This window comes from Paenibacillus taihuensis (assembly GCF_003386535.1).
Taxonomy (GTDB): domain Bacteria; phylum Bacillota; class Bacilli; order Paenibacillales; family Paenibacillaceae; genus Paenibacillus_Z; species Paenibacillus_Z taihuensis.
The window spans coordinates 71705-87751 of record NZ_QTTN01000004.1; the positions used below are offsets into that span (position 1 = coordinate 71705).

Annotated in this window: 14 protein-coding genes and 2 pseudogenes; 6 read left to right on the forward strand and 10 right to left on the reverse strand. The window is 48.1% G+C overall.

The features are described from left to right. Positions 1 to 8 precede the first annotated feature (8 nt). Both A8990_RS04945 and A8990_RS31395 read right to left on the reverse strand, forming a co-directional pair. The gene (locus tag A8990_RS04945) at positions 9 to 1289 is read right to left on the reverse strand and encodes an ArsB/NhaD family transporter (RefSeq protein WP_116187915.1); all 1281 of its coding nucleotides are present in this window, start codon (positions 1287 to 1289) and stop codon (positions 9 to 11) included. 230 nt (positions 1290 to 1519) lie between these two features. After that, a complete protein-coding gene (locus tag A8990_RS31395) occupies positions 1520 to 1690 on the reverse strand; it encodes a hypothetical protein (protein ID WP_181909405.1) in 171 nt (56 codons plus the stop codon). 22 nt (positions 1691 to 1712) lie between these two features. On the opposite strand from A8990_RS31395, the pseudogene A8990_RS04950 reads away from it, so the two are divergent. After that, a pseudogene (locus tag A8990_RS04950) lies at positions 1713 to 2162 on the forward strand (GbsR/MarR family transcriptional regulator); the annotation flags it as partial. A gap of 310 nt (positions 2163 to 2472) precedes the next feature. Here the strand turns inward: A8990_RS04950 and A8990_RS04955 are convergent. Together A8990_RS04955 and A8990_RS31970 are read right to left on the reverse strand one after the other, a co-directional pair. Continuing rightward, positions 2473 to 3294 carry an oxidoreductase gene (locus A8990_RS04955; RefSeq protein WP_245995858.1) on the reverse strand — a complete coding sequence of 274 codons (822 nt, stop codon included), beginning with the start codon at positions 3292 to 3294 and terminating at the stop codon, positions 2473 to 2475. Then, entirely contained in the window at positions 3260 to 3460 is a 201-nt protein-coding gene (locus A8990_RS31970) for a hypothetical protein (RefSeq protein WP_342772794.1), read from the reverse strand. The genes A8990_RS04955 and A8990_RS31970 overlap by 35 nt, the downstream gene beginning before the upstream one ends. A gap of 219 nt (positions 3461 to 3679) precedes the next feature. Here A8990_RS31970 and A8990_RS04960 point away from each other — a divergent pair. Both A8990_RS04960 and A8990_RS04965 read left to right on the forward strand, forming a co-directional pair. Then, positions 3680 to 3841, forward strand: a pseudogene (locus tag A8990_RS04960) (Lrp/AsnC family transcriptional regulator); the annotation flags it as partial. A gap of 758 nt (positions 3842 to 4599) precedes the next feature. Next, on the forward strand, positions 4600 to 5247 hold the full coding sequence (locus A8990_RS04965) for a histidine phosphatase family protein (protein ID WP_116187917.1): 648 nt from the start codon (positions 4600 to 4602) through the stop codon (positions 5245 to 5247). Positions 5248 to 5551: 304 nt separating this feature from the next. Here the strand turns inward: A8990_RS04965 and A8990_RS31235 are convergent, their stop codons facing one another. Continuing rightward, complete coding sequence (locus A8990_RS31235; protein ID WP_147306773.1) at positions 5552 to 6010, reverse strand: hypothetical protein; 459 nt, start codon at positions 6008 to 6010, stop codon at positions 5552 to 5554. A gap of 301 nt (positions 6011 to 6311) precedes the next feature. Here A8990_RS31235 and A8990_RS04970 point away from each other — a divergent pair, with 301 nt between their 5' ends. From A8990_RS04970 to A8990_RS04980, 3 genes are read left to right on the forward strand one after another with little or no spacing between them, the layout of a single operon-like run. Then, on the forward strand, positions 6312 to 7838 hold the full coding sequence (locus A8990_RS04970; RefSeq protein ID WP_245995843.1) for a spore germination protein: 1527 nt from the start codon (positions 6312 to 6314) through the stop codon (positions 7836 to 7838). Beyond that, complete coding sequence (locus A8990_RS04975; RefSeq protein WP_147306774.1) at positions 7835 to 9019, forward strand: Ger(x)C family spore germination protein; 1185 nt, start codon at positions 7835 to 7837, stop codon at positions 9017 to 9019. Before A8990_RS04970 ends, A8990_RS04975 begins: the two co-directional genes overlap by 4 nt. Positions 9020 to 9040: 21 nt before the next feature. Continuing rightward, on the forward strand, positions 9041 to 10135 hold the full coding sequence (locus A8990_RS04980; protein ID WP_116187919.1) for a GerAB/ArcD/ProY family transporter: 1095 nt from the start codon (positions 9041 to 9043) through the stop codon (positions 10133 to 10135). An 11-nt stretch (positions 10136 to 10146) separates the two neighbouring features. Here the strand turns inward: A8990_RS04980 and A8990_RS32865 are convergent, their stop codons facing one another. The 5 genes from A8990_RS32865 to A8990_RS05005 all read right to left on the reverse strand — a co-directional run bounded on the left by A8990_RS32865 (position 10147) and on the right by A8990_RS05005 (position 15890). Further along, entirely contained in the window at positions 10147 to 10374 is a 228-nt protein-coding gene (locus A8990_RS32865) for a YczF family membrane protein (protein ID WP_484216269.1), read from the reverse strand. Positions 10375 to 10975: 601 nt separating this feature from the next. Further along, a complete protein-coding gene (locus tag A8990_RS04990; RefSeq protein ID WP_116187921.1) occupies positions 10976 to 12367 on the reverse strand; it encodes an extracellular solute-binding protein in 1392 nt (463 codons plus the stop codon). Between the two features lie 58 nt (positions 12368 to 12425). Further along, positions 12426 to 13166 (reverse strand): helix-turn-helix transcriptional regulator, encoded by a 741-nt coding sequence (locus A8990_RS04995; RefSeq protein ID WP_147306775.1) that lies wholly within the window; start codon positions 13164 to 13166, stop codon positions 12426 to 12428. After that, on the reverse strand, positions 13084 to 14055 hold the full coding sequence (locus A8990_RS05000; protein ID WP_116187923.1) for a response regulator: 972 nt from the start codon (positions 14053 to 14055) through the stop codon (positions 13084 to 13086). Before A8990_RS05000 ends, A8990_RS04995 begins: the two co-directional genes overlap by 83 nt. Further along, positions 14052 to 15890: a cache domain-containing sensor histidine kinase gene (locus tag A8990_RS05005; RefSeq protein WP_181909406.1), complete on the reverse strand. Its 1839-nt coding sequence runs from the start codon at positions 15888 to 15890 to the stop codon at positions 14052 to 14054. The genes A8990_RS05000 and A8990_RS05005 overlap by 4 nt, the downstream gene beginning before the upstream one ends. Positions 15891 to 16047 lie beyond the last annotated feature (157 nt).

The following is a 16047-nucleotide window of genomic DNA, read 5'->3' on the forward strand; positions in this document are numbered from 1 at the left end:
TCCCTTGTTTAGATAAGGTATCTGACATAGATATAAACGCTTGAGATGGCAATGGACAGCAGCATCAATGGAAAACCATATTTGAAATAAGACATGAATTTGATGGGGTAACCTTCTTTGCCCGATAATTGAGCAACGATCAGATTCGCACTCGCGCCAATCAGCGTGCCATTGCCTCCCAGACAAGCGCCTAGCGCCAAGCTCCACCATAGCGGCTCTAGATTGCTTACGCCCATGCTGCCCATATCCTGAATCATTGGGATCATTGTAGCGACAAACGGGATATTATCCAGAAACGCGGACGCAATTGCACTCAGCCATAGAATCAGCATGGATGCTGCAACGGGATTGCCATCTGTAACTTCAATGGCATGCTCAGCCAAGCTTTCGATGACTCCGGTTTCAATCAAACCGGATACGAGTACGAACAGACCGACAAAGAAGAAAATCGTTGCCCACTCAACCTTGGTGAAAGCTTCCTCCATCCGATGTTCGCCTGTCATTAGCAGCAGTAAGAATCCGCCTGCAAGCGCCACTGTGGCCGATTCCAGGTGCAGCGCTTGATGAAGGAAGAAGCCTAGCATCGTAAGCGCCAGAACCGATAGACACTTATATAACATTTTATGCTCTGTTATCAGCTCCTTCGCATCCATTTCCATGATGACCTTCGTCAATTCGGGCTTGACGATCATCTGTTTGCGAAACAGCAGAACAAAGATCGGAATGTTAACTGCGAGAATAATGAATGCAATTGGACCGAGATTCGTAATAAACGCGAGGAAGGTTAACTCCTTGGCTGCGCTGCCGATCATGATGTTCGGCGGATCTCCGATTAGCGTCGCGGTCCCTCCGATATTGGAGGCCATGATTTGCGTAATCAGGAATGGATATGGGGATATTCTCAGTTGTCTAGTGATACTTAGCGTAACCGGCACCATCAATAATACAGTCGTTACATTATCCAGGAATGCAGAGCAAACTGCTGTGATAAGAAGCAATGAAATCAGGATGTGCACCGGCTTGCCTTTCGACTTCTTGGCTGCCCACACCGCGATGAATCTGAAAAGCCCTGTTTCCGCCGTAATGCTCACGATAATCATCATGCCGATGAGCAGCCCGAGCGTGTTGAAGTCAATGTGATGGATGGCGGTTTCTTGATCGACAATGCCTAGAGCAACCATTAACAGCCCGCCGATCATAGCTACAATGGTACGGTGCACTTTCTCCGAGATAATGAGCGCGTAAATGACGAGAAAAATTCCAATTGCCCAAATTGCTTGTTGATCCATAGTTGTACCCCCTGTGGTCGAAATCGTAAAGCTGAAAAAAAAACAGAAAGAGCCTGCTGTTGGCAGGCTCCTCCGGTAAAGCAATATTTTTTCAAAACAATTAGATTTATTATAGCGCAAACGAACGGGATTGTAAAATAATGTTCTCATTTCCGAATTCGACGCTTGCCAATCATCCCTTTAAATGAAGAAAAAAAAGCGCCGCGGAAGCGGCGCTCATGGCTTGCTAATCATGGCTTTAATTCTTTCATAAAGAAGAGTTCTTCCATTAATCTCTTCCCAAAATGTCCCCTCATATGGGCAAGAAGTTCCAGGTAATGACGGTCTTTCTCCTTCGATCCGAAGGAAGATGCGCTAACTGTCAGTGCTGCTTCCTCGTATTGTTGTACTTCATCATTCATGTGATTGTTCCCCTCTCCCAAATTGTCAATCGGACATTTATATGGCTATATGTATTTTCAGAACGAACCCATTACATTGGATCAAATGAGTGAAACGATGGGCATGAGCAAGACTTCTATGAGTACCGGGATGCGTACGCTCATGGATTTGAAAATGATCGACAAGGTTTGGGGAAAAGGCTCACGGAAGGACTTTTATGAGGTTGTGCCGGACTGGCATCAGAATTTCGTAGATTTTTTCTCGGTTAAATGGCGCAAAGCCGTCGAAAGCAATATGGCTTCACTCGAAAAATCGTTGAAGGATATTCGCCACCTGCGCGAATCCGATCCGGACAACGACGCGTTGGTCAGCTTGACATCGATCGATGAAACAAAAATCAATCATGCGCTGAAATATTACAAATGGCTGCACCGTTTGATCGATTCGCTTGAAACCGGTGAAATATTCAAGTTCATTCCGAAGGAAGAGTAACTGCGATTCTCATTGGTGCGAACAAAGCTAAAACGGCGGGGACATTTATGTCCTCGCCGTTTTGCATCAGCAAGCTCGCGCGATCTTGTTTGTGCCCGATATTTGAACAAAGGCAGCCATTCAATTCTGAAACTGACCCCATTTGTTAGTAGACATGACTAACAATGGAGGTGCAGCTCCATGCATGACTTACTGCCTTTTAATCGCGATTCCCTGCTTTTCGTCGGAATGAGATCAAGTTCTTGTCAATTTCGGATCCTCTCGAGCTCCGTCGTCATCCGCTCCATAGTTGGCTTTTTCACAGATCGGTTTATAGCAGCTCCTTCAAATGAATTTTCGATTCGTAGGGGATTAATGGCTGATCGTTCCGAAGCCTACTCACAAAATCCGGGTTAGCTAACAATGGTTTTCCAAATGCAGCTACATCAATAATACCTGCACGTATCGCATCCTCCGCAGAACTTGGGGTTAGACCGCCTACGTCTATCATATTACCGTCCCAGCGTTTACGTATAAGCTGATGCAGAGTCAAATTCTCAGCCAGAGGCTGGTTGAAAGTATTCGTCGAAGGATGGAGCACGCGCAAGCCTTCCTCACGAAACAGCTTGAGATACGCTTCAATTTCGGCTTCTGGATCCTGCCATCGGTAGCTGGGTTGATCATCCTTTAATTCAGAGAAACGAACGATAACGCGCTCCACACCAATCGCTGCTCCAACAGCCGCAAGGACTTCTTTCATGAACCGAAGCCGACCCGTACTTTCCCCGTAGCTATCGGTCCGGCGATTCGTAACCTCCCAAGCAAATTGATTGATCAAGTATCCATGTGCTCCATGGAGTTCAACGCCATCGAAACCTGCTTCATCAGCGTACTTCGCCGCCTGAGCATACTGTTGGACTGCCTCCTTTATATCCTGGGTTGTCATTGCCTCGGGTAATGCAAAAGGCTTCCTAAGCCTATGCACAAGTCCCTCCGCTTGCACGACTGATGGTGCTTGCGGCGCAAGACCTCCAGTCAAATCGGGATGTGTGAGCCTGCCGACATGCCAAAGCTGCGCGATAATTGTGCCCCCTTCCTCATGTACCGCATCCGTGACTTTACGCCACCCATTCGCCTGTTCTTGTGTATACAGGCCAGGAACTCCAAAGGTTCCTTTGCCTCTTGGGGACGGACGGTGTAATGCCCTCCGTGATAATTAAGCCAATCCCATCTTGAGCCCTGCGCTTATAATACGCGACAACATCTTCACCGACGATTCCTGTTGTATCATCCGCAAAACTACGTGTCATAGGTGCCATCGCAATGCGCGTACGAAGGTGCTAGTTCCCGATGCGTACAGGCTGTAGTAATTCTTTATCATTCATTTCATTTCTCTCCTTGTCGAATTTCATTTCAATGGATAAATTTTATATAATAAAGCAGATAGATACCATAGAGTTTTTAAGTGGTTTGAGGGCTGTGAACAAAAAAACTTTTAATTTCTCAACATTCGCCTTAAAAATAAAGGAGGCTTCCGGATGGAAGATTTGGATAAGCAAATTTTGCTCTTGCTTCAAGAACAGGGACGCATCTCGATGACGGATTTGGGAAAAACCGTCTCCTTATCGCAACCCGCTGTCACTGAGCGAGTACGCAAGCTGGAAGAGAAGGGCATCATCAACCAATATCGAGCAGTAGTCGTAAATTGGGAGCATTTGGCGATTCAACCACACTCATCGTGTTATCCTCTCCACTCAAGCACAAACCAATAGTTCCTTAATATCAAAAACAACCTGACTGGTAGTCCAACTACAAGTAAGTATTCCTAATACGAAAGATAAAAATAACTAGAACGGAAGGGGCAAAGGCTATATTAATTTAAGCAAAAACAAAAAAGAACCGGTCATCCTGTAAACTTATTAGGATAACCGGGTGTCTTTTTATTTGCATATTATTTGAAACTTTCCTGGAACAGGCTGCAGAATTAATTATTCGGCAGCCTGTTCTTCGTTGTGCTCTCGTGCCCGTCCCTCGGTTTAGTCAACTTCCGTATCTCTTTTCCCAACCTTCCGAGCACTTTTGAAACGACAATCCTGTTACTTCCTCCAATGTTTTACTATCAAGTGAATAAGGCGCACCGAATTAAACCTCTTCTCCTTGAAAAGGGAATGAGGTTCCAACGGAAAGTTCTTGTCAATTTTCGGCAATGGGATCAAGTTCTTGTCATTTGGTAACGTTCTTGTCACCCGACAGGTTTGTTGATCTCAATCGCGGCACGTTTGCGCACGATCTGATCTTTCGGCTCGCGGCTTCGAGTTAAGCCCACTTTGCGCAGAAGACCAAGTGGGCTTTGTTTTGATAGTCATAACCGTAAGAGTAAGTTGATAAATAAACTTCTCCCTTTTGGTCAACCCTAGGGTGTGAGAATTTGTTATTTTGGGAAGGAAGTTGTGGAACAGTGCACCTAAAATTAAGGATCATACTCGTTATTTATGCTTTTGTTTTTCTTTTTGCTGCTTCTGAGGTTGATGCTCGCAAAATTGAAATTGGCAATGACACTGCAATACTTGATAATTTGAAAATGGGTGGGTACATTCTTTATTTTCGACATGGAGAGGCAACAATTGGCCAAGATCAACCTGATCTTAACCTTAATGATTGCCGAACGCAGAGAAATTTAAGTAACCATGGTAGGGAACAAGCTCAGGCAATCGGAGATGTTTTTAAAAAAAATCCCTTCCCCGTTCATTTCCCAGTAATATCCGACCCTTATTGCCGAGCAAAGGATACAGCTGACATTATTTTTGGCAAAGAAAATATCACCGTAGCCCCCATTTTAGCCTCCATAGAAAAATTAAAAATAGAAAGTCTTTCTGCTTTCGAGAAGCAGCAAATATTATCGGATCTAACAAAAATATTTGAAACACCACCTGCTCGTGGTAAAAACACAGTCATTGTCGCTCACACCTTCCCGCCTAATGTAGCTCTTGGTGAGATTCCGAACCTGGGAGCTGTCATCATAAAGCCAAAAGGATCCGGAAATGGGTACGAGGTTGTGGGGAGAATTACGTCTGAAGAATTAATAAGATGGTCAGATAAACCGTGAAGAGTTGGAGGCGTACAACTTGAAAAAAGAGATGAAATTTACGAACAAGACGCAGACCTTAGATTTGAGGAGAGTTTACTGTGCTAGTGAACAAAAACCAAATATCGGAAGAATAACAGAAAAAATGCCACCTGAATGAATCCATTCTTGAGGGCATTTATATTTTGAGTGGAGCATGTGATCTGTCACTCCATTCGGGAGAAAAAGACAATTCAAATGAGACAAGAGCTTAATTTCATAACATAAAAAAGCCGCGATTTACGCGGTAATTAATGAGATATGTTCTTGCCATCCGACACTATTGTTATTTACATGGACGATAGCGAAAATCATTGGTATTCGTGCGGTTAGTTATTACTAATCCACATTTTGATTTTTGAATCCGGTAATAAATGACTTGGTTTGTGCTATTTTCCAGAACTGCTCTAATAATAAAGCTGTCTGATAAAGAAAAAATTATCCGAATCGATTTTGCTTTCCTTGGAGCATCTGGTACATCAGTATTGTCTAATGTAGCCAAATGCCTATTAATTGTTGCCAACGGCAGATTGCACATAATTCTCCTTGCAAATGCTGGGCTCCAAAACTTTCTCAAAAACCGAAAAATTTTCTTTCGCGAGTTAAATCTAGGTCCCAAAAAACGAAACTGGTCCCCATTTGGACCGATAACAGGGCGACCTACTTTCCGTGAAAATTGAATGGTAAACCAAGCGGTCTCTGCTGCTGTAATGAAATTCTTTAATTTCAGAACCTGAGATAACACCACGCTCTCCTCCTCCCATTGCCCCAACTGAAGAATACTACGATCTCCTCGTAGTACGATATGGAAGAAGTCAAACAAAGGTGTCAGTTGACCGTCCGACTGACCGGGAGATGTTAAGCAAAAGGGATTGACCCTTTCCGTTTGAAAGACCGACCTCCACCCTGTATTTAGATGTGACTAAGGAATGAAATCCCCACGGTCTCGGGCGCGCCTGGTGATGGTAATCGCTTCCTCTAATTGCATAATTTACCTTATTATTGTAAATGATATGGTGAATTAATGTAAGAAAATAAATGGTGAGGTGGGTCGAGATGTCGAAAAAAACGATTTAACTCCCGATCATAACCAAATTAATGCCATGCCTCCCGAAGTGCCGCTAGATACCAACCTTCTTACTAATGTTGCTAAAGTTCAAGAAGCCCTGGACAATAGTTCCGATTTGATCATTCGCTACATTGATTATTCTGAATATCCAAGTGCGCTAGCATTAATCTATATCGACGGGATGTCGAAAACAAGAGAGATTAACGAGCATATTTTAGAACCTCTTACCGCAGCCAAATCCGATTCCGCTCCTGAAGCGATAAAACATCATTTGAAACAGGTAATCGCGATTTCTAATATGCAGGAAACGACAGTGTTGTCGGCAATCCTCACAGCCCTTATCTCCGGGAAAACCGTGATTGCAATCGATGGCGATCCATGCGCTCTTGTACTGGATACCAAACAAATCGAATCGCGCAGCATCTCTGAACCGACCACGCAAACGGTCATACGCGGCCCCAAAGACTGCTTTACTGAGAATCTCAGGACTAATACATCGTTGGTGCGGATGCGTATTCAAAGTCCGCAACTGCGACTTGAACAGATGAGGATCGGAGACGTAACGCAGACGGCTGTCGAAATCATGTATGTGAAAGGCATAGCAGACGAAGCCATTGTCAAGGAAGTCAGGCAGCGGCTGCAAAAGATCAAAATCAACGGCGTACTTGAATCGGGCTATATCGAGAGCATGATCCAAGACGAGCAACGATCGCCTTTTCCGACAATGATGAATACGGAGCGTCCAGATATCGTGGCTGGAAATTTGCTTGAAGGACGCATCTCCATTTTTATCAGCGGTACGCCATTCGTACTCATCGTCCCCGTTACGTTTACGCAATTCTTTCAGTCCCCGGAGGATTATTACCAGAATCCATATATCGGCAGCATGCTAAGGTTTTTGCGTCTGGTGGCGTTCCTCCTCGCGCTTTACGCGCCTTCTTTATATGTCGCCATGATAACGTTTCACCAGGCGCTCGTTCCGACCGTTTTACTGGTCAGCATCGCCGCGCAAAGGGAGGCTGTTCCTTTTCCGGCTGCTGTAGAAGCGCTTATTATGGAAGTCACCTTTGAGGTGCTGCGGGAAGCTGGGATCCGCATGCCGAGAGCCGTAGGTCCGGCCCTCTCCATTGTCGGAGCACTTATCTTGGGACAAGCAGCCGTAGATGCGGGTTTCGTATCTGCGGCTATGGTAATTATCGTTTCAATCACCGCCATAGCCAGCTTCGCGCTCCCCTACTACAACATTGGTATCACGGCGCGCATGCTTCGTTTTCTGCTCCTAATCGTCGCATCCTATTGCGGGTTGTACGGTCTCTTAATTGTGACGCTTATCGGGGGCATGCACATGTGCGGTCTAAGATCGTTCGGGGTTCCCTACCTCGCTCCCATGGCTCCGTTCAGACTTCGCGAACAGAAGGACGTGCTGCTGCGATTCCCGATCCAAAGCTTGTCGGCGCCGGCTCTCAAAGAAAGAACAACAAATGAAGCGGGTGAACGTGAGTGAGAACGGCTTTAAGTTGCATGATCTTGACGGTATTGTTCGCCCTCACAGGGTGCTCGAATTACAAAGAATTAAATGAACTTTCTATTGTTCTCGGTTTGGGAATCGATTATCTGCCCAATAAAGACATGTATGAGGTTACGTACCAGGTGGTGAATCCGAGCGAGAATGCCGCTAAAAGCACGGGGTCTGGAACAACGCCCGTCATCGATTTTAAGACGACCGGAAAGACGCTGTCAGAAGCGGCAATGAATCATGCAAATGTTTTTTCACGTAGAAATATTCATTCGCACATTCAACTCGTCGTAATTGGCGAGAAATTGGCGAGGAAGGAAAGTTTAAACTTCGTTTTCGACATCTTTGAGCGGGATGCCAACGTGCGCGTGAATATTCCTGTCTTGGTCGCTCGGAATTCAGATGTGAAAACGCTCTTGGATACGCTTGTCTCAATCGATAAAATCCCCGTTCGAACGCTGGAAGGCAAGCTGGAGAACGCTTCCCTCATTCTAGGGGAACATGGCGACACTAAGATCTACGATGTCATTGAGGACCTGACGAACTTGGGTTCGGAACCGGCCATAAGCGGAGTAACCATCGTCGGCAACAAGAAGACCGGCATTACCAAAAAGAATTTGGAAAGCATGGATAAGACCTATGTGGCGCTCAACGGGATCGGGGTCTTTAAAGAGGGAATGCTTGTGGGCTGGATGGATGGACAGAAGACAAAGTCGCTGCAGATCATAGACAACAAAATAAAGAAAACATTCTTGAGGATTCCTTGTGACGAAAAGCACTATAACGCGCTTGTCATTAACCGGTTACGCAGTCATTCCCATGTCGATATCACGAAGAATCAAGCCGAGATTAACGTTCAAGTCCAGGGTTATGGATTCATCAGCGAATTGCTGTGCAACAAAGACATAAGCAAGCGAGAGGTACTCCAGGAATATGAGGACAAGGCAGTTCTGGAGCTAGAGAAGGAAATCAAAGAAGGCATTAGAGCCGCGCAAAAAATGAAGAGCGATGTATTCGGCTTTGGAGAAATTCTGCACTATTCTCATCCCCGCAAATGGAATGACTACAGCGAGCAATGGGATGAGGTGTTTTCGAAGGCGAAGGTAACCGTTCACGCGAGTATCGATATCGAAGGGGTAGGAATGAGAATCAAGCCTTATCCCTATTGATTAAGGAGCCGGATAAGCAAGATGAGCCAGGAAAGAATAAACAGTTTTCAGTTGTTTAGCGTCATGTTTCTATTTGAGATTGGGAGCGCCATTTTGGTTGGATTGGCCGCCGACGCCCATCAAGATGCTTGGATGTCGGTTTTCTTGGCAACGGGTTTAGGCTGCATCCTGTATTTGGTTTATACGAAGCTGGCCGAACTGTACCCCTCTAAGACTTTGATCCAATATCTGCAAAGCATTCTCGGGTCGGTTCTAGGCTGGCTGATCGGACTCGCGTATGTCGTTTATTTCATTTACATTGCATCCCGCGTTTTGCGCGATTTCGAGGAGCTGCTCGTAATTACAGCCTATCGGTCAAGCACGCTCTGGACCATCGGTATTATTATGGTGATTTGCGTCATGTATGCGGCCCATCAAGGACTTGAAGTTTTTTTTCGCATAGCGGAGCTTTGCTTTTTTATCATCGTGTTCATGTTGCTTTCTTTGGTGATTCTTGAATTTGCAAGCGACATTATGAAATCGCATCATTTTCTCCCAGTATTGGAGCATGGCTGGGACCCTGTTCTCAAAAGCATATTTCCAACTACGTTAACGTTTCCGTTCGGAGAATTGATTGCTTTTACGATGCTTCTGCCTTTCCTAAATAAGCAAGAGCAGGCAAAGAAGGCAGGAATGACCGCGATCGCTGTGAGTGGCCTATTCCTGACGTTGTTTACGATATTAAACATTGCCGTCTTAGGCGCCAATGTGATCGAACGCTCGGCATTTCCTTTCCTTACGGCAGGAAGCTACATCGACATTTCTCATTTCGTACAGCGGCTTGATACCGTGGTGATTATCTGCATGGTCATTTTGGGATTCGTGAAAATCACTGTCTATTTCTACTGTGCCATGATCGGCGCGGCCCAATTGTTCAAGTTGAAAGAAAGAAAGAATGTGATTTATCCAATCGGGGTAATGGTTTTAATCAGCTCGCTTATCATTGCGCCTACGTATATTCATCATATCTACGAAGGGGTTAAGATCGTGCCTTACTATTTGCATCTGCCGCTGCAAATCGTCGTTCCCGTCCTATTGCTTCTTATCGCCTGGATCAGACATAAAGCCATGAACTGATTTGATGCTGCTTATGTGTGCTTTCGCTTAATACGCTTGGCGCAAGCGGAAATCAGGAGCGGCAGAAAAAAAACAACGCTTAAAAAATAGTCTTCTACACTGGTTCTATGTCTGATTTTAATCAATTCATGCAACGTTTCGGAAACGCCGAGACCTTGCAGAAGATCTAGTGAAGTTACGAGCGCATAGACGAGGAGGAATAAAAAAACGAAAATGAATAGTTGCTTCAATTTGATCACCTCTCGGATATTTCTAATATTATCCGTTTATGTATTCGGTTCTATCCACGTTATATTTTATGAAATCATTCATCAACCGCTGGAATTTCCAGGCTTTTGTGCATTTCTAGTTTTGCTGTATCAGAAACTGGGTTATCTCTTAGACTATTTCTTTTACGGCAAACCTCAATCGGTGTGTTTATGTAATAACAAATTTTTTCATGGCTACTGTTAGAATATCTCTTTAATGCAGCTACTCTTGTTGTTGATCCAACATTTGTGGCATCAAGAATGACATTAATTCCCTAAGTTATATACTTAAAGGGCCTAGAAGAAACAGTACTGCACAACAGAGAGGTGATAGACAATGTTAACAACATTAGTGAAACATGGAAATCATCACCTATAAATAGTTAATATATTCAACACAACTGCCTGTTACTTCAATGAAAACGGCAGCTGGCCATCAAGCCAGCTGCCGTCGTGTTGTTTTGAGCGCGGCAATGCAATAAAGCTGCCGGCACAATGCTGGCAGCTTTATTTGATGGAGAGCGCAATTTGGGAAAAATTTGAATTTCGTCCATACCATTTGACCCAATGCGACCTCTGAACCGCAGTCCTGTCAGCGCATGCCGCCCCTCACGTCAGCGTTGTACTTGTCCACGACCTCCCGCTGAGCGGCCGATTGCGCTTTCTTCAGCTCCGTGAGCGGGTCCGCCTGAGGATCTAGCAGCACCTGCTGGATCGCCTTGACGAGATAGGGGCTCAGCACTGCTTTCAAAAAATATTCGGGACGGCTGTCCTTCACTGCGCCCCGTACTGCCTTCACGTAGTCATCCGGCAGTCCGCCCGTATATTCCGAGCTGTTCGCCCTCTTTAGCACGCTGAGCGGATGCATAACAATGCCTTTCTCGAGCGCCCAACTGGCGTACATATCACTCGCTTCCTTCGACATGAAGAACATGGCGTATTCAACCGCAGCCTTAAGCTGCTCGGGGCTCGCATGGGGATTGAACATCCAGTACGATCCCCCGATCTGAGACGGTGCGACGTCGGCCGGACCTTTGGGGAACGGTGCAAAGCCAATGTCCTCGGCGGGCATTCCTTTGCTCAGAAACTCGCCGAAGCCGTACGAAGAACCAAGGATCATTGCCGTTTTTTCCGTGTAGAAATCTTTGTTGTTCTCATTGATATCCTGCACGACGTTTTTCTGGACAACCATACGCTTCCATTTCAAATCCTTGTAGTACTGGAGTGCCTTCTTTACCGGCTCGCTCGTAAACAGCAGCTTGACCGTGCCATCCGAAAGCTTCTCGGTCAAATCCCCTCCAGCCTGCCAAACGTAATATTCGAAATGCCAATCCGCCCAATCCATGCCTAGAATATCGAACCCAGTCGTTCCCGGATTCGCAGCCATCGAACGCTCGGCCGCGTCTGCGAACTTGTCCCATGTGTCCGGCGGGCCTTCGATTCCAGCCTGGCTGAACAGTTTCTTGTTGTAGAACAGTCCCGTCCAATAGATCTCGTAAGGAATTCCGAAAATCCGGCCGTTGCGATTCACCAGGTCAAAGGAGCCGTCGACGAAATCATTCTTCTGCGGGAATGCGTCAACCAGATCCGTAATGTCCGCCGCCATTCCCCGCTCCATGTAGACCATGATATCCGGAAAAGCTGCCCTCGAGATATCCGGCTGCTCCCCGCCCGCTACGGATGTCAGAAACTTCTCCCTGTCGCTCGTCTGATTGGCATCGACATGCTGCACCTTAATGTTCGGATGCAGCTCCTCGAACCGGGCGAACATCCGCTCGACGATTGGTTTCGATATGTCATCCGGCGAAGGCTCGTCCCAAGCGACGATCTCGATTGGCTCTGCGGTTTCCTCCGGCGTCATGCCCCGCTCGTCATTCCCGGACGAACCGAATGTGAAGCCGGAAGCGCAGCCCGATAAGAGCGCCAACAGCGATGCCGCCGTAAATGCGGGAACTGACAACTTCATGTCAAGCTTGTTTCCCATGCTGCCCCTCCCTTCGAAGGTCCTTCCCGTGCGAGGTCAAAATCGCTGGAATTGTGCGTCATTCGCGCTTCCCTTCGGCTTCGGAAGCTTGCGCGCGATAGTGGATCGGCGTCACGCCGTATATTTTTCGGAACACACTTCCGAAGTAGGAGGCGTCCGAATATCCGGTCAACTCCGCTATCTCCTGAATTTTCAGAGCGGTATCCCGCAGCAGCTGCTCCGCCTTGCGCATGCGGATTGCGGTCAAGTAACCTACGAAGCTCTCGCCGAATTTCTTCTTGAACCAGCGCGAAAAATAATTATGGTGAAAATAATAACGTTCCGCCACGGACTGTACCGTCAACTGCTCATGCATGTTCGCGTGAATATAGAGCTTCACTTCCTCCGTGGCATCATACTCCTGATCGCTCCGAAGCTTGATGCAGTGTCCGATCATTCGCTCCGCGAACGCCGCCATCCGCTCCGGAATTTTGCGCCATTCCTCCAGCGCATGGAGCCAACCGAGCAAATCCTCCATTTCGCCGAGCACCCATTCGGGCACGCTCGTCTGATACAGCAGGTATTTGCGAAAGAACAAATATAAATCGGCGCAGAAGCTTTCGAGCCTGGAGAAGGTGGCTCCTTCTTCACCCGCTATGCTCTCCACCCGCCGTTCAATCCACTGCCTAACCGCCTCGCAATTGCACTCGTTCAAATAGCGGGACAGCAGTTTCTCGTCATCTTCGCCGATCGCCGCGCTGCGAGAGGAGACGGTCGATTCCTGCGGCGCCGCAAATACGCGGTACGGACCATAGAGCACCCGGTCGCGAAGCGCGCGCCGCCTGATAGTAGGAGCTATTGATCCGGCACTGCGAGCTGACGATCCGGCCGCAGCCGACAGTGATGCCGAGGCTCAAATAGTTCCGTACATCATCGATGACTTTGGTCAAATCCTGAGCCAGCAGCACCGCATTCATATACCTGATGTCCGCGAGCACATAGACGAGCCGTCTTTCCTCGATGGCATGCCGGAACAGCAGCCCTCGCCGTTCCGGCGTCTCGAGCAATTCCGAAATCATGTTCATGACCGCAAAGAAAAGCAGCTCCTCATCGCCCTTCTCGAACGACCGGTGGGGCAGTTTGACCGGCTGCAGCTCGTACACGATGGCAACGAACGACTTGCTGCGCGCGAAAGCATCGGGCAGCTCCGTTCTTCCTTCACGCTCGCCGCCCTCGATGCCTGGAAGCTGCTGCACGATTCGAGTCAGCTCCGTTTGCCGCGAAATTTCCTCGTTTCGGATCGCGAGACGAGAGGCGGCCGAAGCGCGCTTGCGCTCTTCTGCGATTTTGGACATCATGCGCATCAGGCTTTCCCTCAGCTCGTCGGTGTCCACCGGCTTCAGAATATAGTCCTGCACATCGTACTGAATGCCTTTCTTCGCATAATCGAAATCCTCGTATCCGCTGATGATAATGAAATGCGAGCCTTCGTACCGTTCCTTCGCTTCCCGGATGAAGGTCAGGCCGTCCGCGACGGGCATGCGAATATCAGTCAGTACGATATCCGGGGAGAGCACGGGCAGCTTCTCGATCGCTTCTTGGCCATCGCCGGCCTCTCCGACGACGGTCAATCCGAGGTTCATTTTCCCGATCTTGATGCGGAGTCCTTCACGCAAATAGGGTTCGTCATCCACGATCATCACTTTCATGCAGGCCGTTCCTCCTCTCGCAACCTTCGGATGTGCATGCAGAACGTGGTCCCTTCCTCTTCACTGCTGACGAAGGATAGACCGTAAGCGGTGCCATAGACGAGTTTGATCCGCTGCACGACGTTAGCAAGACCGATCGAAGCGGAATTCGAGCCGTATGCGGACAATTCAATGCGCTCCAGCATGCCGCGAATCTCTTCCAGCTTATCCGCCGTGATCGCCGGGCCGTTATTCCAGACGGAAATGTATACTTCTTCCTCCCCATCGGACCAAACCTTGACGCGGACCTGACCGCCGCTCTTCATATAATCGATACCGTGCTTGAAACTGTTTTCCACGAGCGGCTGAACCAGCAGCTTCGGAATGAGAACGCCATCGAGTCCCTGCTCGACTTCAATCGCATAGCTCAGCCGTTCGGAAAACCGGTTCTGCTGGATGTAGAGATACAGCTCAAGCTGGCGGATCTCCGCCTTCAGCGGGAACAAGTGGCCCGGACTGATGCTGTATCGAAAGATGCGGGCGAGGGAGCCGCTGATTTTGCTTATTTTCGGCGCATCGTACATTTCGGCGAGGCCGTCAATCATGCCGAGGGTGTTATATAGAAAATGCGGGTTGATCTGCGAATGAAGCGATTTGATTTCGGCGTCCTTCTTGACCAGATCGGTCTCGTATACCTTGACGACGAGCGTATTGATCTCGCCTGCCATCTGGTTGAACCGCTGGACAATATATCCGATCTCATCTCTTGACCGGACCGGCACCGTGAATAGATAATCGCCTCTTTCGATGGCACGCATCCCTTTGCGCAGCTGCTTGAGCGGGATCGTGATGGTCGAGGAGAGAACGCCTGCGAGCACCATCGCCCCGATGAAGCACAGGAGAGTGATCAGCATCGTTTGTCGCGCCAGTTCATTGACCGGCCTTAGCAGCGTCTTGAGCGATACTTCCCCTACCAGAATCCAAGGAGAATTCGAAATGCCATGGGCGACGAACAACGTCGGCATGTCTCCGCTTGTCCCAACCTTTTCCCGCACCCGCTGCGAGGAATTCACGTCAAGAAGCTTCGGCATACCGTTCAAGTCAGGCGGGAAATCGTCATTCGCCGCAACCCGGGTGACGCCACCCTTCCGATCAACCAGCGCGTACGTTCCTTGTCCGCCACCGCCCAGCCCCCCGAGCCATTCGCTTAGATACCGGGGGGAAAGCTGAATGACGAGAAAACCGATAATCTTCGAGTCCGAGTAGAGCTCGATTTTGCGGATTGCCTGCACGAAAGTGAGCGTATCTGCCATTTGGCCGGTACTCGAATTTAGCGTCCTGGTTTCGACCCAGACGCCTTTACCGCCGGTATCGATCGAAATCGCTTTCATTTTTTTGAGATCAATGCGTTCCATATTGTCGATGTTGCCCTTAACCAAGTGAATCCCGTTCATCTGGCTAACGATAATAAACTCGGCGATCGGGTTGTTGCTCATGAACTTGCTGAACTTCCATGCGTATTGGCTATAGGCATCGGGGTCTGCGTCCATCCTTTCCACGAAACGCCTGAACTCCGGGTCCGAGAACAGGTCCCAAGCTGAGTTTTTGATGGTTGCCAACTGCGTTTCCAGCTTGGAGGCGGATTGCTCGCCCAGGCTTCTCATATTGCCGATGGCGCGCGCTTTAATGTCGGCGGAAGTCTGATGATAGTAAAGGCTCCCGAGTGCCGACACGACGATGGCGATCGTCAGGAAGAACAATAGCAAGATTTTGCGAAACAACGACCTGGCTACATAATCGCAGGGGGCCGCCAGCAGTTGCTTGAAACGATCGAATGCGGCTCCGCTGCTGCTCATACCGGCCATCCCCTTTCGTACCTTCAATGTAATGCGGTTCTCCGCAGTCTGTCAAGAGACGGCGGAAGCCGGCCGCGCGCATGCGTATGCAAGCGCCGCGACCGGCTAGTTTGCCGGATCAGTCTTATTTCCAGCGGTAATATAATCATAATCAGCC